20 protein-coding genes are annotated in these 24,943 nt (G+C 72.5%); 8 read left to right on the top strand and 12 right to left on the bottom strand.

Going from position 1 to position 24,943, the window contains the following annotated elements; all coding sequences use genetic code 11:
* The first annotated feature begins 52 nt into the window (after positions 1–52).
* Complete coding sequence (locus Q9R26_RS09825; protein WP_027464570.1) at positions 53–421, top strand: twin-arginine translocase TatA/TatE family subunit; 369 nt, start codon at positions 53–55, stop codon at positions 419–421.
* Between the two features lie 78 nt (positions 422–499).
* Here the strand turns inward: Q9R26_RS09825 and Q9R26_RS09830 are convergent, their stop codons facing one another.
* The 5 genes from Q9R26_RS09830 to Q9R26_RS09850 form a co-directional block, all read right to left on the bottom strand.
* Positions 500–1,795 carry a carbohydrate-binding protein gene (locus Q9R26_RS09830; RefSeq protein WP_209133574.1) on the bottom strand — a complete coding sequence of 432 codons (1,296 nt, stop codon included), beginning with the start codon at positions 1,793–1,795 and terminating at the stop codon, positions 500–502.
* Positions 1,796–1,956: 161 nt separating this feature from the next.
* Complete coding sequence (locus Q9R26_RS09835; RefSeq protein ID WP_262137194.1) at positions 1,957–2,805, bottom strand: bifunctional 2-polyprenyl-6-hydroxyphenol methylase/3-demethylubiquinol 3-O-methyltransferase UbiG; 849 nt, start codon at positions 2,803–2,805, stop codon at positions 1,957–1,959.
* Positions 2,806–2,815: 10 nt separating this feature from the next.
* Entirely contained in the window at positions 2,816–3,976 is a 1,161-nt protein-coding gene (locus Q9R26_RS09840) for a P-loop NTPase (protein ID WP_209133571.1), read from the bottom strand.
* Positions 3,969–4,466, bottom strand: a complete 498-nt coding sequence (locus Q9R26_RS09845; protein ID WP_042539423.1) for a DUF1003 domain-containing protein — start codon at positions 4,464–4,466, stop codon at positions 3,969–3,971. The genes Q9R26_RS09840 and Q9R26_RS09845 overlap by 8 nt, the downstream gene beginning before the upstream one ends.
* Positions 4,467–4,518: 52 nt before the next feature.
* Positions 4,519–5,838, bottom strand: a complete 1,320-nt coding sequence (locus Q9R26_RS09850) for a magnesium transporter MgtE N-terminal domain-containing protein (protein WP_182065240.1) — start codon at positions 5,836–5,838, stop codon at positions 4,519–4,521.
* 119 nt (positions 5,839–5,957) lie between these two features.
* On the opposite strand from Q9R26_RS09850, the gene Q9R26_RS09855 reads away from it, so the two are divergent.
* The gene (locus tag Q9R26_RS09855; RefSeq protein ID WP_311227175.1) at positions 5,958–6,860 is read left to right on the top strand and encodes a general stress protein; all 903 of its coding nucleotides are present in this window, start codon (positions 5,958–5,960) and stop codon (positions 6,858–6,860) included.
* A gap of 450 nt (positions 6,861–7,310) precedes the next feature.
* Here the strand turns inward: Q9R26_RS09855 and Q9R26_RS09860 are convergent, their stop codons facing one another.
* Both Q9R26_RS09860 and Q9R26_RS09865 read right to left on the bottom strand, forming a co-directional pair.
* Positions 7,311–7,781, bottom strand: coding sequence for a GNAT family N-acetyltransferase (locus tag Q9R26_RS09860; RefSeq protein ID WP_182065260.1), 471 nt, complete (start codon positions 7,779–7,781; stop codon positions 7,311–7,313).
* 15 nt (positions 7,782–7,796) lie between these two features.
* Complete coding sequence (locus Q9R26_RS09865; RefSeq protein ID WP_311227176.1) at positions 7,797–9,281, bottom strand: aminopeptidase P family protein; 1,485 nt, start codon at positions 9,279–9,281, stop codon at positions 7,797–7,799.
* 70 nt (positions 9,282–9,351) lie between these two features.
* On the opposite strand from Q9R26_RS09865, the gene Q9R26_RS09870 reads away from it, so the two are divergent.
* Positions 9,352–10,224 (top strand): PHP domain-containing protein, encoded by an 873-nt coding sequence (locus Q9R26_RS09870; protein WP_311227177.1) that lies wholly within the window; start codon positions 9,352–9,354, stop codon positions 10,222–10,224.
* 184 nt (positions 10,225–10,408) lie between these two features.
* On the opposite strand, the gene Q9R26_RS09875 is transcribed toward Q9R26_RS09870, so the two are convergent.
* Entirely contained in the window at positions 10,409–11,917 is a 1,509-nt protein-coding gene (locus Q9R26_RS09875) for a DEAD/DEAH box helicase (RefSeq protein WP_311227178.1), read from the bottom strand.
* Between the two features lie 189 nt (positions 11,918–12,106).
* Between Q9R26_RS09875 and Q9R26_RS09880 the strand changes: the two genes are divergently transcribed.
* Positions 12,107–12,820 (top strand): ferritin-like domain-containing protein, encoded by a 714-nt coding sequence (locus Q9R26_RS09880; RefSeq protein WP_259580738.1) that lies wholly within the window; start codon positions 12,107–12,109, stop codon positions 12,818–12,820.
* A 36-nt stretch (positions 12,821–12,856) separates the two neighbouring features.
* Here Q9R26_RS09880 and Q9R26_RS09885 read toward each other — a convergent pair whose 3' ends face one another.
* Complete coding sequence (locus Q9R26_RS09885; protein ID WP_311227179.1) at positions 12,857–13,153, bottom strand: hypothetical protein; 297 nt, start codon at positions 13,151–13,153, stop codon at positions 12,857–12,859.
* A 4-nt stretch (positions 13,154–13,157) separates the two neighbouring features.
* Positions 13,158–13,382 (bottom strand): DUF3107 domain-containing protein, encoded by a 225-nt coding sequence (locus Q9R26_RS09890; RefSeq protein ID WP_031259670.1) that lies wholly within the window; start codon positions 13,380–13,382, stop codon positions 13,158–13,160.
* Between the two features lie 127 nt (positions 13,383–13,509).
* Here Q9R26_RS09890 and Q9R26_RS09895 point away from each other — a divergent pair, with 127 nt between their 5' ends.
* On the top strand, positions 13,510–16,665 hold the full coding sequence (locus Q9R26_RS09895) for a PD-(D/E)XK nuclease family protein (protein ID WP_311227180.1): 3,156 nt from the start codon (positions 13,510–13,512) through the stop codon (positions 16,663–16,665).
* Positions 16,662–19,955, top strand: a complete 3,294-nt coding sequence (locus tag Q9R26_RS09900) for an ATP-dependent DNA helicase (RefSeq protein WP_311227181.1) — start codon at positions 16,662–16,664, stop codon at positions 19,953–19,955. The genes Q9R26_RS09895 and Q9R26_RS09900 overlap by 4 nt, the downstream gene beginning before the upstream one ends.
* Positions 19,956–20,345: 390 nt before the next feature.
* Here the strand turns inward: Q9R26_RS09900 and Q9R26_RS09905 are convergent, their stop codons facing one another.
* Positions 20,346–21,344: a phosphotransferase gene (locus tag Q9R26_RS09905; protein ID WP_311227182.1), complete on the bottom strand. Its 999-nt coding sequence runs from the start codon at positions 21,342–21,344 to the stop codon at positions 20,346–20,348.
* Between the two features lie 116 nt (positions 21,345–21,460).
* Here Q9R26_RS09905 and nudC point away from each other — a divergent pair, with 116 nt between their 5' ends.
* Entirely contained in the window at positions 21,461–22,396 is a 936-nt protein-coding gene (gene nudC, locus Q9R26_RS09910; RefSeq protein ID WP_311227183.1) for an NAD(+) diphosphatase, read from the top strand.
* On the top strand, positions 22,393–24,159 hold the full coding sequence (locus Q9R26_RS09915; protein WP_259580746.1) for an ATP-dependent helicase: 1,767 nt from the start codon (positions 22,393–22,395) through the stop codon (positions 24,157–24,159). Before nudC ends, Q9R26_RS09915 begins: the two co-directional genes overlap by 4 nt.
* On the opposite strand, the gene Q9R26_RS09920 is transcribed toward Q9R26_RS09915, so the two are convergent.
* Entirely contained in the window at positions 24,050–24,907 is an 858-nt protein-coding gene (locus tag Q9R26_RS09920) for a TOMM precursor leader peptide-binding protein (RefSeq protein ID WP_209133554.1), read from the bottom strand. The genes Q9R26_RS09915 and Q9R26_RS09920 overlap by 110 nt on opposite strands.
* Positions 24,908–24,943 lie beyond the last annotated feature (36 nt).

Genomic DNA, 24,943 nt, shown 5'->3' on the forward strand with positions numbered 1-24,943 from the left:
CGGGAGACAACTCTAGAGGTGCAACGCAGCAGCACGCGTTAGGCTCGCTCGCGTGGACATCCCGCTCGACAAGATCCTGATCATCGGGGTCATCGGCGTCCTCTTGCTCGGCCCGCAGCGCCTGCCGATGTACGCCCAGAAGCTGGCCGAGTTCGTCAAGGCCGTGCGTCGGTTCGCCGACACCGCGAAGGAGCGGATGCGCGACGAGATGGGCCCCGAGTTCGACGACATCGAGTGGCAGAAGCTCGACCCGCGCCAGTACGACCCGCGTCGCATCATCCGAGACGCACTGCTCGACTCCGGCACGAGTGCCGCAGCCGTCCAGACCGCGCAGGTGACGGCCTCCAAGGTGCGCGCGACGGCTCCCGTCGTGCCCCTGGCCGCCGGTGAACCGGCACCCTTCGACGCCGAGGCGACCTGACGCCCGTCACGTCCCCACGCGACGGACGGGAGGCCCGGTGCCAGCTGGCACCGGGCCTCCCGTCCGTCCGGTGCGCGCCTACCGCAGCGCCGCCAGGAACCGGTCGGTCCACGCGAGCGGCGCCGACCCCGTCACGGAGTTGCACGTCGGCGACGCCGTGCTCTGCGGTGCCGGGCACGGGGTGTCGCGGTCGAGGGACCAGGTGTGCACGCCGGCGAGGCCGTGCGACTTCGCGTAGGCGGCCACGGTGTCGACGTCGGCGAGGGTGAAGACCTCGTCCTGGGTGTCGTTCACACCGATCATCGGCGTGACCTCGATCTTCGAGGACGCGATCCCGTAGGTGTGCTGCAGGTTCGTGACCGCCTGGATCGTGGACTGCCCCATCTGACACGTCGACCCGACGATCACGCAGTTGGCCGTGGTCGCACGCCCGAAGTCCATCGTCATGAGGTTGATCGTGTAGTTCGTGAGCGCCGAGGCCTTGATCGCCTTGACGGTGGCGTCACCGGTGCTGTTCAGCCCGCCGAACGAACCGTCGGACGCCGCCAGGGTGGCGAGCGTGAACGAGAAGCGCAGGCCGGGGTACTTCGACTGCGCCAGGGCCGCTGCGCTCACCAGGTTCTGCACGTCCGCGGCGGATTGCCCGCTCTCGATGTCGAAGTCGACGCCGATCATGTGTGGCGAGGCGTACCGGGCGATGAAGGACTGGAGCGCGGTGCCGGAACACTTGAACGAGCCTGCGGCGCCACCGGTGCTGACGATGTAGTCGACCCCGGCAGCGTCGAGCTTCGCGATGTTGGCGCTGGCGAACGCGTCGGCGGCCACACCTCCCCAGTTCTCGCTGCCGCAGGTACCGGTGGCGAAGGCGAGCGTGATGGCCTTGAGACCGGGTTCCCGCGTCGACACGAGGCTGTTGGTCGACCCGACGACCGGGATCCGCGTGCCGGTGACCGCGGTGTTCATGACGTTCGTGTTCCAGTCGAGGTTCACGGTGATGTCCTTGTACGGGCTGAAGACCAGCCCGCTCGCGGTCCCGGTGCTGCCGTTGCCCGGGGTCGTCGTGCCGCCGCCCGGAGGTGTCGTCCCACCGCCCGTGCTGCCGCCGGTGCACGCGCCGGTCGACGTCCACGGCTGGCCGCTGCCGGTCGTACCGGAGTGGGTCGCCGGTTCGTCGCCCTGGGTCCACCAGTTCGCGGTGTAGTTCGAGCCGTTCTCGCTGACGGTGGCTCCGCCGTTGTAGGCGGTGCCGGCGCTCCAAGCGGTCGCACAGGTCGTCGCGGCGAAGGCTGGCGCCGCAGTGAGCGAGCCCCCTGCGATGATGACGGCGGCGATGGTGGCAACGAGGCCCGATCGCACACGGGTGTTCTGGTTCACACGGTTCTCCTGTCCTCGGTCGGACGTCGTCGTCCGGCGGGTGGAGCCCTCACATCATATTCCGCAAGGGCATTGTGTAATGCCCTTGCATAATGCGCCGGGGTAGAACGCCCTGTCCATGAACGAACGCACAGGATGCGCCGAACGGACCAGGGGACGCGTCAATCGCGGGTCGCGACGATCGTGTAGGTGGTGGGGATCCGGTCGCGGTCGTGCTCCGGCCAGGCCCACGACCCGGTGCCGGTCTCGACCATGCGCGAGCTGAAGCGCCACGGCAGCGTCCGGCCCTCATCGAGCCGCCGGATCCGCAGCCCGGCCCCGAGCAGGGCGTTCACGATCTCGGACAGCGGGTGCGGCCACTCGAAGGTGCGGGTGTTCGCCACCGTGCCGTCGCCGGCGTAGGTGCCGGCGTCGTCCCACTGCTGCGCCGTGCCGTCCGGGAAGTACCGGTACCGGGTGACGAGCTCGTCGGCGTCCTCGTCGAGGGCGTACAGCGCCGGGTGGCCGTCGCGGATGAAGAACACCCCGCCGGGGCGCAGCAGGCCGGCGACCTGCGCAGCCCAACGGTCGAGGTCGGGGAGCCAGCAGATCGTGCCGATGCTCGTGTACACGACGTCGAAGTCGCCGGTGACGGCGGCCCGGGCATCGAGCACGTCGGTCTCGACCCAGGTGACGTCGAGGCCGAGGCGTGATGCGAGCCCGGCGGCCGAGGCGAGGGCGGCGGGGGAGAAGTCGACGCCGGTCAGTCGAGCACCCTCGCGGGCGAGTGACACCGTGTCGGTGCCGATGTGGCACTGCAGGTGACAGACGTCGAGGCCCGCGAGCGATCCGGTCGGCAACCAGGGCGTCAGGGCCGGCAGGTCCTCGCGGACGACGTCCGAGCGGTGGCCGGGGTCGGCGAGGGCGTCGATCGCGTAGGCACCCTCGTGGATCGGCACCCGGTCGTCCCAGTTCGCGCGGTTGGTGGCGCGTGCGTGGTCCCAGTCGACGTCGACGTGATCCGTGCTCATGCCCCCGAGCCTAGGACAGCGACAACCCGAGCTTCCGACCGGCGAGCCCGCGTCCCATCGTGGTGATGCGGTCGGCGATCGCCGTCAGCGCCACGGCGGACGGGTCCTCGGGGGTACTGAGCACCACCGGCACGCCCGCGTCGCCGCCCTCTCGCAGCGGCACGGACAGCGGCACGCTGCCGAGCACCGGGACGGGGGCGTCCTGCCCGCGGGAGAGCCGCGCGGCCGTCTCGGCGCCACCGCCCTCGCCGAACAGGTGCAGGACCGATCCGTCGGGTTGCACGAGCCCGGCCATGTTCTCGATCACGCCGATGACGCGCTGCCCGGTCTGCCGGGCGACGATCCCGCTGCGTTCGGCGACGTCGGCCGCGGCGGCCTGCGGGGTCGTGACGACCAGGACCTCGGCGTGCGGCAGCAGCTGCCCCACCGAGATCGCGACGTCACCGGTGCCCGGGGGCAGGTCGAGCAGCAGGACGTCGAGATCACCGAAGAACACGTCGGTCAGGAACTGGTTCACGGTGCGGTGCAGCATCGGTCCGCGCCACGACACCGCGGTCGAGACGTCGTCGACGAACATGCCGATCGACACGACCTTCACGTCGTGCGCCACCGGCGGCAGGATCATGCTGTCGACGCGGGTCGGACGGGGTGCGACCCCGTGCTCGTCCGTCAGACCCATCAGCCCGGGGACGCTGAAGCCGTGCACGTCGACGTCGACGACCCCGACGCGCAGACCGCGCCGAGCGAGCGCGACGGCGAGGTTCACGGTGACGGTGGACTTCCCGACGCCGCCCTTGCCGCTCGTGACGGCGATGACCCGGGTGAGCGAGTCCGCGGTGAACTGGACACCCTTGGGGCGGCCGGCCCGCAGCCGCTCGGTGAGCGCGGAGCGCGTCGCCGGGTCCATCACGGACACGTCGACGGCGACTGCGGCGACTCCCGGCACGGACCCGGCGGCGACGCGGACGTCGCGCTCGATGGTGTCGGCGGCCGGGCATCCCACGATCGTGAGCTGCAGGTCGACGCGCACCGCGCCTCCTGGCTGCACGTCGACACCTCGGATCATGTCGAGCTCGGTGACGGGGCGGCGGATCTCGGGGTCGATGACACGGCCGAGCGCAGCGAGGACCGCCGTGCCGAGCTGCTCGTCGGTGGGGGCGGCGTCAGCCACGGGTGGAGCTGTCGTGTTCGTCCGCGTAGCCGGCCTCGTCGGCGTCGCGGCGGTCGAGCTCCTCGAGCAGGGAGCGGAGCTCGGCGCGGATGAAGTCCTTCGACGCCATGTCCCGCATCGCCAGGCGCAGGGCGACGACCTCGCGGGCCAGGTACTCGGTGTCGGCCAGATTGCGCTCGGCGCGCTGGCGGTCCTGCTCGAACTGCACGCGGTCGCGGTCATCCTGCCGGTTCTGCGCGAGCAGGATCAGGGGAGCGGCGTACGAGGCCTGCAGCGAGAGCACGAGCGTCAGCGCCGTGAACCCGATGGCCGCCGAGTCGAACTGCCACGGCTTCGGTGCCAGGGTGTTGTAGCCCATCCAGACCACGCAGAACAGCGTGAGGCCGATGAGGAACCACGGCGTGCCCATACCGCGGGCGATGCCCTCGGTGGCGCGACCGAAGGTGTCCCCGCGACCACGGCGGCGGCTGGGGAGCACACGCGTGCGCATGCCCTTGGGGGAGTCGAGCCGGACCTCTTGGCGGTCACGGTCGCGACGGTTGTCATCCGTTCGGGCCACGGGTGGTCCTCCTTCCCGTCGTCACGGGTGTCCTGCGCGGGCGTTGGCGTGGAAGCGGTGAGGGTTCCCCCTCGCCCTGACTTCGCCAGTCGTCCGGCAGGACGTGGTCGAGGACATCGTCGATCGTCACCACCCCGACGAGACGGTGGGCGTCGTCGACCACGGGGACGGACAGCAGGTTGTAGGTCGCCATGATGCGGGTGACCTCGGCGGCGCTCGCGTCGACCCGGACCGGTTCGGTCTGCTGGTCGATGAGCGTGCCCAGCCGCTCGTTCGGCGGGTAGCGGAGCATCCGCTGGAAGTGCACGAGCCCGAGGAACCGACCGGTCGGGGGCTCGTACGGCGGCAGGGTGACGCAGACGGCGGCGCCGAGCACCGGCGCGAGCTCGTGGCGGCGGACCAGCGCCAGGCCCTCGGCCACGGTGGCGTCGGCCGAGACGATCACCGGCTCGGTGGTCATCAGACCACCGGCGGTGTCCGGCTCGTACTCCAGGAGCATGCGGACGTCCTGCGCCTCCTCCGGCTCCATGAGCTGCAGGAGGGCCTCACTCCGCTCGTCGGAGAACTGGGCGAGGACGTCGGCCGCGTCGTCCGGCTGCATCTGGTCGAGGACGTCGGCGGCGCGGGCGTCGGCCAACCGCGTGAGGATCTCGATGCGCTCCTGGTCGGGCATCTCCTCGAGCACGTCGGCGAGGCGGTCGTCGGGCAGTTCCTCGGCGACCTCGAACCGGCGCTCGGCGGGCAGGTCGAGCAGCGTCGACGCGAGGTCGGCGGGCAGCAGGTCGGAGTAGGCGGCGATGACGTGCTCGGCGGACTGGGCCTCGCCGGGGAGTTCGTCCTCGGTGACCTCGTTCCACGTCGCGAACGTCGTGGGGCCCTTGCCGAACGGCGACGGCGTGGTCTTCGGCTTGCGGAGGAAGAGCTGCGCGACCTCCCAGTCGCCCTGTCCGCGGTCCTCGATCGCGACGTCCTCGATGGTGGCGCGGATCCGCTGGTTCTTGATGAGCACCTTGCGGCCGAGCATCTCGGCGATGACGCGGACCTCGCCGCCGCGCTGCTCGAAGCGGCGCATGTTCACCAGGCCGGTCGTGATGACCTGCCCGGCACCGATGGAGGTGATGCGGCCGATGCTCACGAAGATCCGGCGCTTGCCGGGCACCTCGACGATGAGCCCGACGACGTGTGGGGGATCGGCCCGGCGGTAGACGACCAGGACGTCCCGGACCCTGCCGACGCGGTCGCCCGCGGGGTCGAAGACGGAGCACCCGGCGAGGCGGGCGACGAAGACCTTCGTGGCGCTCACCCGACCCAGCGTAGTCGCTCGGGTGTGCGCGCTCGGCCCGCGCCGGTCGGCTGCTTCCGATCGGCTGCTTCCCTGAGAGTGCACGTGCGATTGCAAGGTGTGCGGTGAATGATGGCTGTGTGAGCAATCAGAGCCCCTTCGCCGGCAGGACCGCCCAGGCGTTCCCGACGCTGCCCAAGGGCGACGTCCTGGGAACGTACGACAGCTACCCCGATGCGCAGCGCGTGGTGGCGAAGCTGGCCGAGGCCGACTTCCCCGTCAACCAGCTCTCGATCGTCGGCAACGACCTGAAGACGGTCGAGCGGGTCACCGGCAAGATGACCTACGGCCGCGCCGCCATCGCCGGCGCGCTGTCCGGTCTGTGGCTCGGGTTCTTCTTCGGCATCGTGCTCACGCTGTTCTCACCGCAGGCAGGTGGGCTGTTCTTCGCCGCGGCCGTCATCGGCGCCGCGTTCGGCATGCTCTACGGCATCGTCTCGTTCGCGATCACGAAGCGGCAGCGCGACTTCACGAGCGTGCACCAGGTGCTCGCCACGAACTACCAGATCGTCGTCAACCCGCAGCTGACCGGGCAGGCGCAGCGGATCCTCGGCGAGCACGGAGCGACCCCGTCCACGCACTGGAACGACGCTCCCCAGCAGCAGCAGCAGCAGCAGCAGCAGCAGCGGCAGCAGCAGCAGTGGCGTCCGGGCCCCGGTGGGGTCCCGCCGCAGCAGCAGTCGCCGTACGGCGGGCACGCCACGCCGCACCAGCAGCCAGGAGGCCCGCAGCACCCCGGCACGTCGGCCCCCGGGGCGCAGACGGGTGCGCCTTCGGGCCCGCCGCGCTACGGCACGAACGACGGACCCCGGTACGGGGAGACCCCGGAGACGGCTGCCGCCCCCGCGGCCCGGCCGGTGCCGGAGCGTCGGCCCGAGGAGCCGCCGCGCTACGGCGAGCGGGTCGCCGGTGCCACGCCGCCGGAGCCCTCCTCCTCGCCGGATGCCCAGCGCGACGGCGACGTGGACGGCGACCGCCGCTAGCTGCGCTCCGGCTGGCGCGACCGGGCTTCGTCCTCGGGTCGTGCGAGATCGGCTTGCGTGAGACCGGGTCGTGCGAGATCGGGTCGTGCGAGATCGGGTTGTGCGAGATCGGGTCCTGCGAGATCGCTCGACACGCCGTTCACGTCCGCCGACGTCGCGCGAACTGTCGCCGCCGATCGTCGCGGGCGGCACTTCGTGCGACCCGGCGGCGGAGTCCGGAGGGCGGACGTTTGGGCGGTCGCCACACCTCGCGAGACCGGGGTCGAGCGGTCAGCGATCGTCGTTCGGCGCCGGCACAGACGACGGTTCGTGACCGCTCGTCCTCGGGCCGACGGCACGTCGTGACCGGACGCGGCGCGGGCCCGCGCGCGGCGCGGGCCCACGCGCGGCGCCGACTTGCGCACGGAGCGGCATCGCACGGCACGGAACCGCCAGGCGGCTTCGGCGCGGCTAGAGGACCTTCGAGTAGCAGACCGACAGGGGTGCCCCGACGTAGGGCCCGAAGTTCGCGATCCGCCGGAACCCCTCGCGCTGGTAGAACCCGACGGCGCGCTGCTGCTCCGTCCCCGTCTCGAGGACGAGCGCCGGGGACCCCAGGTCGAGCGCGGCTTCTTCCAGCCGTCGCAGCAGGGCAGCTGCGACGCCGGACCCGCGGGATTCCGGTCGGACGTACATCCGCTTGATCTCGGCGATGCCGTCGTCGACGATGCGCAGGCCCCCGCACCCCAGGGGAGTACCGGACTCGTCCCGTGCGACGAAGAACACCGCGATCGACTCGGCTGTCGGCTTCTCACCGGGTTCGGTGTCGCCGCCGTGTGCCCGGTCGATCTCCAGGCGCTGGGCGGCGCGGAGTCGTTGGGCGTCGGGGGAGTCGAAGTGCTCGACCTCGATCGAGAACGTGTTCGGGGAGGCCTCGGGCATGGTCACCCGATCAGGCTAGCGGCCAGAGCGGGCGATCCACCCCTCCACTTCCGAGGGGGTTCGGGGGATGCCGACTGACAGGTTCTCGGCGCCGTCCTCGGTCACCAGGATGTCGTCCTCGATGCGGACACCGATGCCGCGGAACTCCTCCGGCACGGTCAGGTCGTCCTGCTGGAAGTACAGTCCGGGCTCGATCGTGAAGACCATGCCGGCCTGCACGGTGCCGTCGAGGTACATCTCGCGGCGGGCCTTGGCGCAGTCGTGCACGTCGAGTCCGAGGTGGTGGCTCGTGCCGTGCACCATGTAGCGGCGGTGGAACTGGTTGTCCGGCTCGAGCGACTCGGCGGCCGAGACCGGCAGGAAGCCCCACTCGGCGGTCTTGCGCGCGATGACCTCCATCGCGGTGGCGTGCACCTGGCGGAACGTGATGCCGGGCTTGACGATCGCGAACGCGGCATCGGCGGCCTCGAGCACGGCTTCGTAGACCATGCGCTGCACGGGCGAGAAGGTGCCGCTCACCGGCAGCGTACGGGTGATGTCGGCGGTGTAGAAGGAGTCGACCTCGACGCCGGCGTCGATGAGGATGAGGTCGCCCGGCTGCACGGCGCCGTCGTTGCGGGTCCAGTGCAGGATGCAGGCGTGGTGGCCCGAGGCGGCGATGGTGTCGTAGCCCACGGTGTTGCCGTCGGCGCGGGCCCGGCGGTTGAACGTGCCCTCGACGATGCGCTCTCCGCGCGGGTGCGCGAGCACGGCGTCGAAGTCGCCGATGACGTCGTCGAACCCGTGCTTCGTGGCGTCGACGGCCTTACGGAGCTCACGGACCTCGTACGGGTCCTTGACCAGTCGCAGCTCGGACAGGTCGCGGGAGAGCAGGTCGTTGGTGGCCGGCGATCCCTCGGTCTCGACCGCACCACCGATCGCCGCGCCGATGCGGGCGTCGAGCGAACGGGTCAGGTCGTCGTCGGCTTCGCGCACGAGCAGTGCCGATGCGTCGAGTGCGTCGGCGACGGCGGAGAACGCCCCGAGGTCGGCCGTGGCCAGCCCGAGGTCGGTGGCGACGGCGTCGAGCGAGGGGCGCGGACCGACCCAGAACTCGCCGATCTCGGGGTTGGCGTAGAACTCCTCCGAGTCGCGGCCCGCGGTGGCGCGGAAGTACAGCGTGGCGTCGTGGCCGGAGCCGTTCGGCGTCATCACGAGCACGGAGCCGACGACGGTATCGGTGCCCCAGCCGGTCAGGTGCGCGAAGGTGGAGTGCGGTCGGAACGGGTAGTCGCAGTCGTTCGAGCGGACCTTGGCCTGCCCGGCGGGCACCACGATCGTGCGGCCCTGGTGCAGCTCGGAGATGCGCGCGCGACGCTCGGCGGCGAACGCGGCCTGCTCGCGGGGCTCGGGCTGCGCTTCCGAGCGCTCGGCCCACTGCGACCCGATGAAGTCCTTGAAGGTCGAGGACCCGGGGGTCGTGGATCGGTTGCTCGTCGCGCGGGGAGTCGTGTCGGCCATGCGTCCATCATCGCACCGCCCGGGGACACCCGGCCTGTGCGGCCGCTCACCTGTGGATAGCATTGGCCACGTGCCAGACCCGTTCATCGACCTGCACGCGCACTCCAGTGTCTCCGACGGCACCGAGCGTCCCGCGGAGCTCGTGCGAGCGGCCGCGGCCGCCGGACTCGACGCCGTCGCGCTGACCGACCACGACACGACCGCGGGGTGGGCGGACGCCGCGGCCGCGGCGCACGAGCTGCCCCTGACCCTGCTGCCGGGCCTCGAGCTGAGCACCCGGATCGGCTACCGCAGCGTGCACGTGCTCGGCTACCTGGTGGACCCCGAGCACCCCGGACTGGTCGAGGAGACGACTCGCATCCGCGACGGCCGGCTCTCCCGCGCGCACCGCATGGTCGACCGCATCGCCGAGGACCACCCGATCACCTGGGCGGACGTCCTGGCCCAGTCCAGCCCCGGTGCCACGATCGGCCGTCCGCACATCGCCGACGCCCTGGTCGCCCGCGGGCTCGAGTCCGACCGGTCCGCGGCGTTCCGCGGCATCCTGCACCCCGCCTCCGGCTACTACGAACCACACGAGGCACCGTCGCCCCTGCGCGGCGTCGAACTCATCCGGCAGGCAGGCGGCGTGCCCGTCATCGCGCACCCGGCGGCGTCCTCGCGCGGGATCGTCATCGACGAGCCGATGCTCCGCGACCTCGTCGACGCCGGGCTCGGCGGGCTCGAGGTCGACCACCGCGAGAACCTGGCACACGGCAAGCGCACGCTGCTCGACTGGGCGACCCGCTACGGCCTGTTCGTCACCGGTTCGAGCGACTACCACGGCACCGGCAAGCCGAACCGGCTGGGGGAGCACCGTACCGCACGCGTCTCCTTCGACGCGATCGTGTCCGAGGCGACGGGCAGCGCTCCGGTGGTCGGACCCGGCTCGCGCCTGTCCTGACGCGTCGCGCCGTCCCACTGAAGCGACAGATCTCGCTCGGCGCGGCGTGACCCAACCGCGGGAGCGACAGATGCCCGCTGACCCTTCGCGGCGATCTGTCGCTCCCGCGGTGCAGTCGGGGGGGGGGGGGGGAAGACGGCGAAGGGCCCGTCGCGTCAGCGACGGGCCCTTCGGTCTGGAGGCGCTACTCGCCGTCCGACGTGCCCTGCGGTGCCGAAGCGGTCGCCGAGGCATCGCCGGTGCCGGCTCCGCGACGGCGGCGACGTCGGCGACGCTTCGCGGCGCCGTCGGTGCTGGAACCAGCCTCCGCGGCCGAGCCGTCCTCGGTGCCCGTCGCGGCGGTGGGGGCGACCGACTCGGTGGCCGGAGCCTGCGCGGTGGACTGCTCCGAGCCTCCTGACCGGGTGCGGCTGCGCGACCGCGAGCGCGACGCGTCACGCGAACCCGAGGCCGGGCGGTCGCTGCTGCGCTTCTCGACGGGCGCGCCGGCAGAAGCCGCGTGCGACGACGAGCCGGGCAGACGGCCCTTGGTGCCCTTGGGGATGTCGAGTTCCTCGAACAGGTGGGGCGACGACGAGTAGGTCTCGACGGGCTCGGGGATCCCGAACTCGAGGGCCTTGTCGATCAGCGTCCACTTGTGCAGGTCGTCCCAGTCGACGAACGTGACCGCGATGCCGGTCTTGCCCGCTCGGCCGGTGCGGCCGGCGCGGTGCAGGTACGTGTCCGGGTCGTCCGGGATCGTGTGGTTGATCACGTGCGTGACGTCGTCGACGTCGATGCCGCGGGCCGCGACGTCGGTGGCGATGAGCACGTCACGCTTGCCGGCCTTGAACGCCGCCATCGCGCGCTCGCGCTGCTCCTGGTTGAGGTCACCGTGCACCGCTGCGGCGTTGAACCCACGGTCCTTCAGTTCCTCGACGAGCTTCGCCGCGGCACGCTTGGTCCGGGTGAAGATCACGGTCTTGCCGCGGCCCTCGGCCTGGAGGATGCGGGCGATGACCTCGTCCTTGTCCAGGGAGTGCGCGCGGTAGATGAGGTGCTTGATGTTGGCCTGCATGAGGCCCTCGTCCGGGTCGGTCGCCCGGATGTGCACCGGACGGCTCATGAACCGGCGGGCGAGGGCGACGATCGGCGCGGGCATCGTCGCCGAGAACAGCATCGTGTGCCGCACCTCGGGGACGGCCTGGAAGATGCGCTCGATGTCCGACAGGAACCCGAGGTCGAGCATGCGGTCGGCCTCGTCGAGCACGACCTCTTGCACGTGGGAGAGGTCGAGCAGACGCTGCCGCTGCAGGTCGATGAGTCGCCCGGGCGTGCCGACGACGATCTGGGCACCGGCCTTGAGCTGCTCCACCTGGCCTTCGTAGGCCTTGCCGCCGTAGATCGAGACGATCGTGGTCGGACGGTTCGAGGCCGCGAGTTCGAGGTCCTCGGTGACCTGGACCGCGAGTTCACGGGTCGGGACGACGACGAGCGCCTTCACGCCGTGCGCCGGGTCGGCGCCGAGCCGCTGGATCAGCGGGAGGCCGAAGCCGAGCGTCTTGCCGGTACCCGTCTTGGCCTGGCCGATGATGTCCTGGCCGGTCAGGCCGAGCGGGATGGTCTGTTCCTGGATCGGGAAGGGCTCGAGGATGCCCTTGCCGGCCAGTGCATCGACGATGTCCTGGTCGATGTTGAGGTCTGAGAAAGTCAAAGAATCACCTTAGTTCTGGTGGAAGTCCCGGCCAGTCTACCGACGGGCGCGTGGTCCGGGCGCTCCGGGGTCCGTCGGGGCGTCCGCGCGGGCGATCGGCGGGCGTCACCGGACGTCGGGCGGGCGACCGGTCGGCACCGCTGGAGGTCGGGCGGGTGACCGGCGGGTGCCCTCTATGCTGGTCGGGTGGTGTCGTGGTGGAACCGGAAGCGCGCGGCGCAGCTCGCTGCCGCATGGCTCGCGTCGCGGACCCCGCGCGGAGCCGCACAGGTCAAGCGGCTCGCGCTCGACGACGTCACCCCGGAGCTCGACGTCTACCTGGGGCAGGCCGCGTACCTGCAGCTCTCCGTCTACGAGACCATGGGACGAGCCGGTGCTTCCGCACCGACGCTCTCCGGCCGTCTGGTCACCGGGGTGCTCGCGACGACGGCGCTCGAGCGGCACCGCACGATCGTGGCCGAGATCGAGCGCAGTGGCGGAGACCCGGCGGCGCTGATGGCACCGCACCGCGAGGCGATCGACCTGTTCCTCGAACGGACCAGCGGTGCCGACTGGTACGAGTCGATGCTGACCGGCTACGTGACGGCTGGCATCCTGAACGACCTGTTCGGCAACCTGCTCCGCTCGCTGCCGATCGACGTGCGGCAGCGGCTCCGTTCGGTGTTCGACGCGCGCGAGGAAGCGGCGGTCGTCGAAGAACTGACGGCGCACATCGAGGACGACCCGCAGATCGGTTCGCGTCTGGCGATGTGGGGACGTCGCCTGGTGGGGGACACCCTGCTGGTCGCCCGGTCGGCGCTGGCGTCGCACGCCCGCGAGGACCAGGAGCGGCTCGAGCCGGTCTGGACCGAACTCATCGCCGCGCACACCCGACGGATGGACGCACTCGGTCTGACGGCCTGAGCGGTCAGGCTGCTCGAGCGTCGGGCCGCCTGCTGGTCAGGCGCCGCGCGTCCTGAGCTGCTCGTAGTACGCGGCGTCGCGCTTGTCGCGCTGGATGCCGAGGAGCCACTCGACGACGAGGGCGACCACGCCGGACCCCACGAGGGCCACGACCCAGATCCAGGTGCCGTCGTACCGCCACCCGGCCCAGGTCAGTGCCTCCCAGAGGACGGCTGCGGCGATGCCGCCGACCGCGGGGCCGACGAGCACGCCGCGGTTCGACCGCCACGGCAGGATCACGTGCGCGACCGCGCCGATGATGACGCCGCCGAGGACGGCGAAGAGCAGTTCCACGTCGTCAGGCGACGAAGCCGATGCGCCGTGCCTCTTCCGCGCCGACCTCGACGTACGCCAGGGCCGAGACGGGGACGATGAAGCGACGACCCTTGTCGTCCTGCAGCGACAGGTGCGTCGACTTGGCGGTGAGTGCCTCGGACACGGCCTTCTCGACCTCGTCCGCGGTCTGGGCGGTCTCGAAGGCGATCTCGCGGGGGCTGTTGATGATGCCGATCTTGATGTCCACGAGCACAGCGTATCCGAGCCGTCCCGAGCGGCATCGGGCGTTCGCCGCGGGCGCACTCGACGTCGTGACGACCGGTGTCCCGCGCGTCCGCAGCGGTGCTGTCGGCGGTCCTGGGTACCGTACGAGCGTGCCGCAGACCACGCTGACGCCCGCTCCCGAGGACACCGGGTTCGCGCGCGCACTGGTCGACGACCCGTCGCAGGCCGCGGTGCTCGCGCTGCCGGACGGCCGTCACGCCGCGGTGATCGGTGCACCGGGCAGTGGCAAGACGACCACGCTCGCACGGCTCGTCGCCGACCGGCTGACCCGACCCGACGCCATCACCCCCGATGGCCACGCGACGGTCCTCGCCCTGACCTCGGCGCGGACGGCCGCGACGGCGCTGCGCGACCGGCTCGCTCGGGCGGTCGACCGGGTCGTGCCGGGTGCACTCGCCCGCACCGTGAACTCGCTGGCGTTCCAGATCGTCACCCACGCGGCGTCGGTGCAGGGGCAGGAACCCCCGACGCTGCTGACCGGTGGGGAGCAGGACCGGATCATCGCCGACCTGCTCGCCGGGCACGAACTCGACGGAGCCGGACCGGCCTGGCCCGACCCGATCACCGCCGTCGTCCGTGAGCGAGCGGGTTTCCGCACCGCCCTGCGTGACGTCATGATGCGTGCGGTGGCCGCCGGCGTCGAGCCCGACGACATGCGGGAACTCGGCGACGAGCTCGGACGACCCGAGTGGCGGGCCGTCGGGGACTTCGTGGACGACTACCGGGCATCGGTGACCGCGTTCCGACCGGCCGGACTCGACTCCGGCGAACTCGTGGCGTACGCCACCGCCGCGGTGCTGCGGCACGAGCTCCCCGCGAGCATCGCCGCCCTGCGCCTGGTCGTGGTCGACGACACGCAGGAACTGGTGGAGGGTGAGATCGCCCTGCTCGGGGCACTCGCGCGCTCCGGCGTGCAGCTCGTGGCCTTCGGCGACCCGGACATCGCCGCCTCGGCGTTCCGCGGCGCCGAACCGGACGTCCTCGGTCGCCTGGCCGTGCGACTCGGCGTCGACCGCGTCGACGAGCTGTTCCTCGGCGCAGTGCACCGGCACCCCGCCCCGATCCGTGCCCTGGTCACCGGTGTCACGGGTCGCATCGGCACCGCGGCGGCCGGTCGGCAGCGCAGCGCCTCGGCGGGCGACCAGGATGCGCGGTCCGACGCCGTCGTGCACCTCGAGGCCGCCAGCCGGTCCGCGCTGGTCGTGGCGATCGCCCGTCGACTGCGCGAACACCGCCTGCTCGACGGTGTGCCGTGGCACCGGATGGCCGTGGTCACCCGCAGCGGTGCTGCCATCCCCGAACTCGTCCGGGCACTCTCCGTGGCCGAGGTCCCGGCGACCGCCGGTGCCGCGCCCGTCCGTCCGCGCGACGACTCCGCGGCGCGGGCGTTGCTCGACGCGGCTGCGGTGGCGCTCGACGTCCTGCCGCTGGACGCCGCCCTGGCCACCGCGTTCGCCACGGGACCCCTCGGTGGCCTCGACACCCTGGCGATGCGCCGGCTCCGGCTCGCCCTGCGGCGCGAGGAACTCGCGGGCGACGGCAGCCGCACCGCCGACGAACTGCTGGTCGATGCCCTGGGCGCACCGGAGCGCCTGGCGACGGTGGACGCCGGGTTCGCGCGCCGGGCGACCCGGCTGGCCCGGAGCCTGGTGCAGGCCCGTGCCGACGCCCAGGCGGGATCGAGCATCGAGGAGATCCTCTGGGGCCTCTGGGAACGCAGCGGTCTCGCGAAGTCGTGGGGTGCCCAGTCCGCCGCCGGTGGGGTCGGCGCCGGGGAAGCCGACCGGCACCTGGACGCCGTCGTCGGCCTGTTCACCGCCGCCAAGCGCTTCGTCGAGCGCACGCCGGACGCTCCCGCGCGGGTCTTCGTCGACGACCTGCTCGGCGCCGACCTGCCCGAGGACTCGATCGGCCCCGACCGGACCGCCGGCCGGGTGCGGGTGCTGACGCCGTCGGCGACGATCGGGCTCGAGTGCGACGTGGTCGTGGTGCTCGGTCTGCAGGACGGCGTCTGGCCCAACACCCGGGTGCGCGGCAGTCTGCTCGACCCGGACGGACTGGTCCGCGCTGCTGCCGGGGTCGAGCGTTCGCCCATCGACGACCGTGCCGCGGTGGTCGCCGACGAACTCCGGCTGTTCGCGCGGGCCGTCTCGCGCGCCACCACGCAGGTCGTCATCGGCACGGTCGCGAACGACGACGAGTCGCCGTCACCCTTCGTCCGACTCGTCCCGGTGCCGCCGGACCGTCAGCCGACCGTCCACCCGCTGTCCCTGCGTGGGCTCGCCGGGTCGCTGCGCCGCCGGGTGGTGGGCTCCGGCGACCACGAGGCCGCGTCCGCGCTGGCCCGCCTGGCCGAGGCCGAGGTACCCGGGGCGGCACCGGACGAGTGGTACGGGCTCGCCGAACCGACCACGGACGACCCCCTGGTCGACCTCGACGCCGAGCCCGCGCCCGAGGTCGAGGGCGGCGAGCCCGTCGCTCCGGTCGTGTCGGTGTCGCCGTCGCGGATCGGCACCTTCGAGGAGTGCCCGGTGCACTGGTTCGCGCAGACCTTCGGCGGCGGAGCCCCGAGCCCGGCGATGGGCATCGGGACGATCGTGCACGAGGCGATGGAGCACGCCACCGAGATCGACGTCGAGTCGCTGTGGGAGCGGGTCGAGGCCCGGTGGGACGAGCTGACGTTCGAGTCGCCCTGGGTCGCCGACCGCGAGCGCGCCCGGACCCGGCGGATGATCGAGGGGCTGAGCGACTACCTCCGTACCTTCGCCCGTGCCGGCCGCCGGCTGCTCGGAGCCGAGACGTCGTTCGCGCTCGTGACCGGGCCCGCCCGGATCCGGGGGAGCATCGACCGCATCGAGGTCGATCCCGAGGGCCGGGTCAGCGTCGTCGACCTGAAGACCGGCCGGTCGATGCCCAGCGAGAAGAACGACATGCCGGAACACCCGCAGCTCGGCGCCTACCAACTCGCGGTCGAGGACGGCGCGGTCGAGGGCGTGCCGGCGGGTTCTCCGATGACCGACGCCCGGCTGGTGTTCGTCCAGAACCCCCGCGGTGGGCAGGCGTTCTCCGAGCGGACGCAGCACGCGTTCGACGCCGAGGCGCGTGAGGCCTACCGCGAGCGGTTGCACGGGGTGGCGCGGGGCATGGCCGGCCGGACGTTCGTGGCGAACGTGGACGACCACTGCGACAAGGCCCGGACCGGGGTCGAGTGCCGGATCCACGTGGTGGCGGAGGTGACCTGGTGAGCGACACGGCGGACACGACCGACGCGGCTGACGCGACCGGCACGGCTGCTGTGGCCGGTGCGGTCCGCACGGCTGCCGCTGTGCCGCCCGTCATCCGGCACGACGCCGACGCCATCGCTGACGCCCTCGGCCGCCCCCGCCCCACCGCCCAGCAGCGCGCGGTCATCGAGTCGCCGCTCGTGCCGGCGCTGGTCGTCGCCGGAGCCGGCAGCGGGAAGACCGAGACGATGGCGTCGCGCGTCGTCTGGCTGCTGGCCAACGGACTCGTCCGCCCGGACGAGGTGCTCGGCCTGACCTTCACCCGCAAGGCCGCCGGTGAACTCTCCGTCCGCATCAACGACCGCATCCGCGCGCTCGAGGACGTGGGGCTGATCACCCCGGGGGACGCCTTCGAGGCGCCCACCGTCTCGACGTACAACGCCTTCGCCAACGCGGTCTTCCGCGAGAACGCCCTGCTCGTCGGGCGTGACGGAGAGTCCCAGGTGCTGACCGAACCCTCGGCCTGGCAGCTCGCCCGTCGAGTCGTGGTCGCCGCCCGCGACGAGCGGCTCGCCGGACTCGACCGCGATGTCGACACCCTGACCGCGGCCGTGGTCGCCCTCGCCGGCGCCACGTCCGAACACCTCGTCGAGCCGGAGGACCTGCGCCGGTTCGCGATGGAGTTCTCCGAGCTGCTCGAACTCCCCGGCAACCGCGGCAAGCCGTACAAGGCGATCACCGACGCGGTCGCCGCGATCGGTGCCCTCGAACCCCTGGCCGACCTGGTCGCCGAGTTCCGACGGCAGAAGGTCGACCGCGGGTTCGTGGAGTTCTCCGACCAGATCGCCCTCGCGCTCGCCGCGGCCGAGTCCGCGCCCCGCGTCGTCACCGACCTGCGGAGCCGGTACGGGGTGGTGCTCCTCGACGAGTACCAGGACACCTCGGTGGTGCAGACCCGGTTCCTCGCCCGGCTGTTCCGCGGGCACTCGGTGATGGCAGTCGGCGACCCGCACCAGTCGATCTACGGGTTCCGTGGTGCGAGTGCGGCGAACCTCGCCCGGTTCCCGCACGACTTCGGCGGCGACGAACCCGGCGTGGCCGAACCCGTCACCTTCGCGCTGTCGACCAGCTGGCGGAACCCGGTGGACGTGCTCGCGGGGGCGAACGCGATCGTGTCACCGCTGTCCGAGGCGTCCGAGGTCGACGTCGAACGGCTCTCGCCGCGGCCGGGCGCGGACGCCGGCACCGTGCGGGTGGTGTTCCCGGAGACCCTGCCGGAAGAAGCCGACGAGGTCGCGGCGTGGTTCCAGGACCACCGCCGTCAGGACCCGACGGGCTCGATGGCGCTGCTGCTGCGCGCGCGGAAGGACCTCGCGGCGTTCACGGCGGCGCTCGGTGCCCGCGGGGTGCCGTACCACGTGCTCGGCACCGGAGGACTGCTCCAGCGTCCGGAGATCGTCGACCTGGTGGCGTGCCTGCGCGTGCTGCACGACCCGGCGGCCGGCAACGACCTGATCCGGCTGCTGGCGGGTGCACGGTGGCGGGTCGGGGCAGCGGACATCGTCGCCCTGCACCAGCTCGCCCGGTGGCTGTTCCAGCGCGACCACACCCAGCAGCGCCTCGACGACGACCTGACCGCGGCCTTCCGGGCCTCGGTGGCCGCCGGGGAGCACGGGTCGATCGTCGACGCCCTCGACTTCGTCGCGACCGCGCCCGACGAGCACGGCGCGCTCGAGGGCATCACCGCCGCGGGGCGCAGCCGGATGCGTGCGCTCGGCGGGCAGCTCGCGATGCTCCGGTCACGCGCGGGGAGCGACCTGGTCGACTTCGTGACGCTCGTCGTGCAGGAGATGCGGCTCGACATCGAGGTCGCCGCGCACGAACAGGGGAGCGGCGCCTACCTCGACGCGTTCATCGACGAACTCGCCGGCTTCGTCTCGACCGACGACCGCGCCGACCTCGGTTCGTTCCTCGGGTGGATCGACGCCGCAGCCCGGCGTGACGACATGGGTCCGCGTTCCGAGGAGCCCGAGGCCGGGACCGTGCAGATCCTGACGATCCACGGGTCCAAGGGGCTGGAGTGGGACGCCGTCGCGGTGCCCCGGATGGTCGAGGGCGGGCTGCCGGCGCGTCCGCAGGAGGGCTCGTCCGGTTGGCTCGGGTTCGGCCGACTGCCGTACGAGTTCCGCGGGGACGCCGCCGAGCTGCCACGGCTCGCGTGGCGCGGGCAGGAGACCCAGAAGGACGTCACCACGGCGATCGACACCTTCAAGGAACAGGTGAAGGCCCGCAACGAAGACGAGGAGCGCCGGCTCACCTACGTCGCCCTGACCCGCGCCAAGCACGACCTGCTGGTGTCCGGCTCGTTCTGGGCCGGCGGAGTCCGACCCACCGAGCCGAGCCGCTACCTGCGCGACCTGGTGGACGCCGGCGTCATCGACGGTGCTGCGATCCCGGAGACGACGGTGCACGACGAGAACCCGATGGGGGAGAGCGGCGCGACCCAGACCTGGCCGCACGTGCCGTTCGGGCAGCGCGCGCCGCGGGTCCTGGCCGCGGCGGAGCGGGTGCGGAACGCGAACCCCGGCGCTGCGGGGCGCTTCGCTGCCGACATCGACCTCCTGCTCGCCGAACGGCACGCCACCCGGAACGCGAAGCACGCGGTCGCCGTCCCGCACCGGGTGCCGGCCTCGGGCTTCAAGGACTACCTGACCGAACCCGACTCCGTCGCCGAGCGGCTCCGCCGGCCGATGCCGGAGCGACCGTACCGCGCCACCCGGCTCGGCACGCTCTTCCACCAGTGGGTGGAACAGCGGGCGCGGAGCGGCGGCGCGCTCGAAACGCTCGACGTGTGGGACGGGGAGCTCGACCTCGATGCCGACGACCTCACCGACGCGTCGCCAGACGCCGTGGTCACCGACGACGACGCCCGTCGACTGGCGGACTTCCAGGCGACCTTCGCCCGCTCCCGGTGGGCTGGGCTGACACCGATCGAGGTCGAGCGGGAGATCCACATCCCGTTCCTCGGGCACAGTGTGGTCTGCAAGCTGGACGCGGTGTACGAGATCGACGGCCGTGCCGAGGTCGTCGACTGGAAGACGGGCAAGGCGCCGTCGGGCGCGGACGACCTGGCCCGCCGAACGCTGCAGCTCGCGCTGTACCGCGTCGCCTACGCCGAGTTCACCGGGCGACCGCTCGACCAGGTCGACGCGGTGTTCTACTTCGTCGCCGACGACCTCGAGGTCCGTCCGACCGAGCTGCTCGACCGCGCCGGACTCGAGCGTGCGTGGGCCGAGGCCATCGGTAGCTGACCCCTCTGCGTCAGGCGGGTGGCGCGTCGCGCCCGTCGTGTACCGCGCCCGTGTCGCGCTGCGCCCGCGTCGTGTTCCGCCCATGTCGCGTTACGCCCGCGTCGCGCTGGGCCCGTGTCGAGTCGCGCCCGTGTCGAGTCGCGCCCGTGTCGTGCTCCGCCCTGGAGGCCCGGTGCGGGTCCGCCCTGCCGGCACCCGGCCTCCAGGCGGTCGCGCCAGGTGCCCGGGCGGCGGCCGGGACCGGTCACCACTCCCCGCAGGACGCACAGCGAGTGGTCACAGACCGTCGGGCGGCCGCGCTGGGACCGACGAGTCATGACCCCTCGGCGGAACTGAGCGGGGAGTCGTGACCGCCGTGCGTGGAACGAGACGGCGTCGAACGAGACGGGGTCAGCCGTGGCGGCGTTCGGTGGAGGACAACAGCTGCTCCACCTCGCCGATCTCCATCGTCTCGGGTGACACCGACTGCAGCGGTTCCGCACTCGGGGCGTGCACCGCGTCGACCAGGCGGTGCATCATCGCGACGGCATCGTCGACGACCTCGGTGCTCTTCGCCTGCACGCCGTGGAGCAGCCAGTGCGCCGTCTCGAGTTCGTGGTGCACGCGTGCACGCTGTGCGAGCTGGCGGTCGCGTCCGCCGCCGTTCGCCTCGTAGGCGCTGAGGACGGTGTCGAAGGCATCGCGGCGGCCGGCGAGCACCCAGGCGAGGTCCTTCGCCGGGTCGCCGAGCCGCAGCTCGCCCCAGTCGAGGACCCCGGTCACCGCGTCGCCGTCGACCAGCAGGGCGCCGGTGCCGAGCGACCCGTGCACGACGGTCGGTGTGAACTGCCAGAGCTGCTGGTCGCGGGCGGCACCCTCCCAGCGTTCGACGAGCGCGGCGGGGACGAGCTTGGTCGCCACGGCGCGGTCCATCACCGAGACGGCGGACCGGAGCACCTCGAACGGCGTGAGCGACGGCAGGCCGGCGTCGGAGACGAAGCTCGTCGGCAGCTGGTGGATCGAGGCGACGGCACGGCCGACGCTGGTGGCGAGGTCGGGGCGCTCGACGAGCGACGCGAGGGTCGGGTGAGCCCCGGCCAGTCGGGTCGTGACGATGGCGCGCGTCGACCCGATCGGCGCCTGGCCGCGGTACTCGGCGACGCCGAACGGCAGACGTGTGCGGATGCCGGCGCTCAGCGCACGGATGGCGACGAGGTCGGCCGACTGCCGCGCTTCGGCGCGCTGGTTCCGGGGGCGGCGGATGACGATCTCGGTGCCGTCGGCGTCGCGGAGGAGCGCCGACTCGTAGTCGCCGCCCGCGGCCGAGCCGAGCGTGCGCGTGCCCGTGACGAGGAGACCTGGAACGGCCGTCGTCGCCAACGCGGCTAGAGTGAACTGGGATCCCGCCATGCCCCTCAGGGTAGGCGCGTGAGCCGTGCACGGCTGCACGCCACGCTGTTCGGCGGCCCGCACGCCCACCGCACGTCTCCTGCACGTCCGTACCCGATCCGAGGAGCTCTCCCGCCGTGACCGTCGAGTTCGCCGCCCGGCTCCCGCTCTCCCGCAACGAACTCGACCGCGACGCCGAGTTCCGCACGACCGACGACGTCGAGCGCGTCCTGCGCGAGGACGAACACACCCGGTACCTGCCGGTGCGTGGTGCCGAGATGCTCCGGAACGCCGACGGCGCCCTGCGCTTCGTGACCGCGACGGAGATCCCGGTCGACACCGTGACCCTGTACCTCGGACGTGCGGTGTCGGACGCCGCCGACGCCCCGGCGGGTACCCGCTTCGTCGCCGCCCTGATCGACAGTGCGACGGCGACCGCCATCGAACCCGACGACGACGCCTGGCAGAGCCTCCGGATGTTCGGCACCGAGCTCTCGCCGCGCGACCAGGGCCTGGCGGTCGAAGCCGTCGCGATGGCCAACTGGCACGCCGTGCACGGCTTCTCGCCGCGCACCGGGTCGCCTACCGCCGTCGTGAGCGGCGGATGGGTCCGCCGCGACCCCGAGGGGCACGATCTCTTCCCGCGCACGGACGCGGCGATCATCGTCGGGGTCGTCGACGCCGACGACCGGATCCTGCTCGGTTCCAACGCCGCCTGGGACGCCAACCGGTACTCGCTGCTGGCCGGGTTCGTCGAGCCGGGGGAGTCGCTCGAGGACGCCGTCCGTCGCGAGGTCTGGGAGGAGTCCGGCGTCCGCGTCGAGGAGCCCGAGTACCTCGGCTCGCAGCCGTGGCCGTTCCCCGCGTCGCTGATGGTGGGCTTCCGTGCCCGCGCAGCCGGCGGTGACCCCACGACCGCCCGCCCCGACGGCGTGGAGATCCTGGACGTCCGGTGGTTCTCGCGCGACGAGATCCGCGAGCGCGCCGGCGACACCCTGCTGTTGCCGGGACGCACCTCGATCGCCCGCGCCATCATCGAGGAGTGGTACGGCGGGCCGCTGGACCTGCCGTGAGCGCCGCCGGTCCGCGCGCCGCAACGGGAGCAGGGGCGGTCGAGCCCCGGCCGCCGTCGCCCGACGAACTGCTCGCCGCGCTCGACGCCGAGCAGCGGACGGTCGCCCGCACCCTGCTCGGTCCGGTCGCGGTGCTCGCCGGCGCCGGGACGGGCAAGACCCGTGCGATCACGCACCGGATCGCCTACGGCGTCGCCACCGGGACCTACGCCCCGAACCACGTCCTCGCGCTGACCTTCACGACCCGTGCCGCCGGCGAGCTGCGGTCGCGCCTGCGCGCGCTCGGGGCCGGGACGGTCCAGGCGCGCACCTTCCACGCCGCCGCGATGGCGCAGCTCAGCTACTTCTGGCCGGACACCGTCGGCGGGCACGCCCCGAAGATCGTCGAGTCCAAGGGGCGGATGATCGCCCACGCCGCGGACACCGTCGGCATGCACGTCGACACCCCGGTGCTCCGCGACCTGGCCGCCGAGGTCGAGTGGCGCAAGGTCCAGATGCTCTCGCTCGACGAGTACGAGGCCGCCGCCGCCGACCGGGTGATGCCGCGCGACACCACACCGCGCCGGGTCATCGACCTGATGAAGGCGTACGAGCGACTGAAGGACGACCGGCGGCAGCTCGACTTCGAGGACGTCCTGCTGGCGACCCTCGGCATGGTCGAGTCCGAGCCCCGAGTGGCGTCGTACGTGCGGCAGCAGTACCGGTTCTTCGTCGTCGACGAGTACCAGGACGTCTCGCCCGTCCAGCACGACCTGCTGCGCGCCTGGCTGGGCGGCCGGGACGACCTGTGCGTGGTCGGGGACGCCAGTCAGACCATCTACTCGTTCGCCGGCGCCTCGAGCGACTACCTGCTCGGGTTCGGGTCGGAGTTCCCGCGCGGGTCGGTCCTGCGCCTCGAGCGGAACTACCGCTCCACTCGCGAGGTCGTGTCCGCTGCGAACACGCTGATGCGCGGCCAGCCCGGCGCGCTCGACCTGGTGGCCCAGAGCCAGGAACCGGGCCCGGAGCCGGTCGTGCTGGCCTGCGTCCACGACGGCGACGAGGCACAGACCATCGCCCGGCGCATCGCCGAGCTCGTCGGGGCCGGAGCGTCCTACGGGGACTGCGCCGTGCTCTTCCGCGTCGGGGCGCAGTCCGCCGCGCTCGAGTCCGCGCTCGGCCGGAACGGCATCCCGTACCGCGTGCAGGGAGGCACCCGGTTCTTCAACCGCCCGGAGGTCAAGCTCGCCGTCCACCACATGCGCGGCGAGGCGATCCGGCAGACCGACGACGAGCTGACCCGACGGGTCCGGCTGGTGCTGCAGGTCAGCGGTTGGACGGAGACACCGCCGGAGGGCACCGGCGCAGTGCGCGAGCAGTGGGAAGCGCTGCAGGCGATCATGGGCCTGGCCGAGGACGCCCCCGCCGGCACGACGATGCAGCAGTTCACCCAGGACCTGGTGGACCGTGCGGCGACGCACCACGAGCCCGAGGTCGACGCCGTCACGCTCGCGACGCTGCACTCGTCGAAGGGTCTGGAGTGGCCGCACGTGGTCATCGCCGGCGCCGCCGAGGGGCTCCTGCCGATCTCGCACGCGTCGACCGACACCGAGGTGGACGAGGAACGACGCCTGTTCTACGTCGGGCTGACCCGAGCCCGCCGATCCGTCACGATCACGTGGTCGCAACAGGGCTCCACGCGTGGGGGAGCCCGGGCTCCGAGTCGGTTCCTGGCAGCGCTCGGCACGCGCACCGCGGATGGGGCCGGACCGGCGAACGGCTGACCGACAGGTCGTCGCGCTCGAAGACGAGCTGGTCGGGCTCGGCCAGTTGCGTCCGGAGCGGGAGCCGTTCCAGCAGCATCCGCGTCGTGGCGGCGGCCACCGCCGCTGCTCGCCACGGCGACAGCGGTGCGGGGTGCCGCCCCCACACCTGGGCGGCGATCGCCGGCCAGGCCGGGTCGTCGTCGACGCGTGCGTACTCAGCGCACTGGAGGCACGGCCCGGCTCCCGGCACGACGAACGGACCGAGACGGACGCGTCCGTCCCCGACGACGACCGCCAGGTGCGGCACGCCCCGGCGGGTCCACGCGGCGCGGAGCGCCGGATCGACGACGTGGTCGGCCACCACCACGGCGAGGCGCGGTTCGGGCTCGGGCAACGCGATCGGGCCCCCGGCGGGCGCGGTGGTGCGACTGACCGTCACACCCTCGCCGGAGAGGAACGTCGCCACGGTGTCGGCGAGGACACCGGCGCCGTGCACCTCGATGCGTTCGAGCGGCTCGGGCAGGACCTCGACCACCGCGGGCGACGCCGCACCGAGCACACCCGCGGCACGTTCCGGCGAGCACCCCGACGCGGCCGCCAGGCCTGCCAGCACGTCGTGGCCGGTCTCGCGTCGCAGGCCGTCGAGGAAACGCTCTTCCCCCGTGGTGGGCACCGCGACGACGGCGCGTGGAGGATCGACCCCGAGCTGGACCGTGGCGGGGTCACGCCAGACGAATTCGAGCGTCGGATCGATGCGGATGCCCATGACCCCACGGTGCCGGAGTGCGCGGCACGTGTGGGG

The sequence above is a fragment of the Curtobacterium sp. BRB10 genome, from assembly GCF_031844325.1.
GTDB lineage: Bacteria > Actinomycetota > Actinomycetes > Actinomycetales > Microbacteriaceae > Curtobacterium > Curtobacterium poinsettiae_A.

Excerpts from the sequence above, each read along its gene's own strand:
- Q9R26_RS09835 (WP_262137194.1), bottom strand. The coding sequence starts at position 2,805 with ATGAGCACGGATCACGTCGACGTCGACTGGGACCACGCACGCGCCACC.
- Q9R26_RS09845 (WP_042539423.1), bottom strand. The coding sequence starts at position 4,466 with ATGCGCACGCGTGTGCTCCCCAGCCGCCGCCGTGGTCGCGGGGACACC.
- Q9R26_RS09860 (WP_182065260.1), bottom strand. The coding sequence starts at position 7,781 with ATGCCCGAGGCCTCCCCGAACACGTTCTCGATCGAGGTCGAGCACTTC.
- Q9R26_RS09865 (WP_311227176.1), bottom strand. The coding sequence starts at position 9,281 with ATGGCCGACACGACTCCCCGCGCGACGAGCAACCGATCCACGACCCCC.
- Q9R26_RS09905 (WP_311227182.1), bottom strand. The coding sequence starts at position 21,344 with ATGGCGGGATCCCAGTTCACTCTAGCCGCGTTGGCGACGACGGCCGTT.
- Q9R26_RS09920 (WP_209133554.1), bottom strand. The coding sequence starts at position 24,907 with ATGGGCATCCGCATCGATCCGACGCTCGAATTCGTCTGGCGTGACCCC.